This window comes from Nguyenibacter vanlangensis (assembly GCF_013376155.1).
GTDB classification, from domain to species: Bacteria; Pseudomonadota; Alphaproteobacteria; order Acetobacterales; family Acetobacteraceae; genus Gluconacetobacter; species Gluconacetobacter vanlangensis.
This window is the reverse complement of record NZ_JABXXP010000815.1, coordinates 1-1172: the sequence shown is the minus strand read 5'-3', so window position 1 is coordinate 1172 and position 1172 is coordinate 1. Positions and strand designations below refer to the sequence as shown.

The window sequence follows — 1172 nt, the reverse complement described above, 5'->3', positions numbered from 1 at the left end:
GGCCAGCGCCTGCCGGCCCGCCTGGCCCGCGCCATGGACGGCGCGCCGCTGATGGTCGGCGGCACCCGTTCCGACGGCATGCGCTCGCTGCTGCTCTTCGTATCCGGCACCTGCCCGATTTCGCGCAAGATCCTGCCGATCGCCCAGGATTTCACCCGCCGCGAATCGATCGACCTGGTCTGCCTCGGCGACGACACCGACGCCATGCAGCATGACCTGATCGCCCGTTTCGCGCTGTCCCCCGGGCGCTTCGTCAACGATCCCGAAATCGGCCGCCTGCTCGGGGTGGACAAGCTGCCCTTCGCCCTGCTGCTCGACGCCTCGGGCCTGATCGTGGCCAAGGGGCTGGTCAACACCCGCGAACATCTCGAAAGTCTCGTCGTGGCCGGCGAAACCGGCCATGTCTCCGTGCAATCCTACCTCAACGCCCGGCCCCGCGCGGCATGACGCCGCCCGCCCGGGGCCATGACGCCGCACGCGTGCAGCCAGGAGTGTAAGCCAATGCCGGTCTCTTTCCTCGACACGCTGGGTGAAACCGTCACCCGCCGCCTGGCCGCCCGTTCCTCGCGCCGCGGCGTGCTGGGGCGCATGGGTGCCGTCATGGCCACGGCCCCCGCCTTCCCCCTGCTGCCCGTCAGCCGGGCCCAGGCCGAATCCGCGCCCCCGCCCGCGCCCGTCCTCACCGATTTCGAACGCCGCGCCCAATCCACCGACCCCGCCAAATGTACCTATTGGCGCCATTGCGCCATCGACGGCATCCTCTGCGGCTGCTGCGGCGGCGGGGTGCATACCTGCCCGCCCGGCACCCAGCCCTCGCCGGTGTCCTGGATCGGCACCTGCCGCAATCCCGACGACGGGCGTTCCTACGTCATCGCCTATCGCGATTGCTGCGGCCGCAATATCTGCGCCGCCCCCAAGGCGTGCGACTGCAACACCGCCGACCGCGAAATGCCCATCTACCGCCCGCAGGCCAGCAACGACATCATCTGGTGCTTCGGCACGACCTCGACCGCCTATCATTGCTCCACCGCCGCCATCATCGGCCAGGCCAGTTGAAGCAGGGCAGGGGGCGCATCCCGCCCCCGGGATCTTTCATGCGGTCGCGCGTCCGTCTCTCCACCCTCCTGCTGGCCGTCCTCGCCGCCGCCGCGCCGCCGCGCGGCCTCGCGCAG

General features: G+C 70.6%; 2 protein-coding genes. Both read left to right on the top strand.

What is annotated here, in order from left to right; translation table 11 throughout:
- Positions 1–447, top strand: a 447-nt coding sequence (locus tag HUK84_RS19285) for a thioredoxin domain-containing protein (protein WP_176641654.1), incomplete at its 5' end; no start/stop codon positions are given.
- A gap of 54 nt (positions 448–501) precedes the next feature.
- Complete coding sequence (locus HUK84_RS19280; protein ID WP_176641653.1) at positions 502–1056, top strand: methylamine dehydrogenase light chain; 555 nt, start codon at positions 502–504, stop codon at positions 1054–1056.
- Positions 1057–1172: the final 116 nt, after the last annotated feature.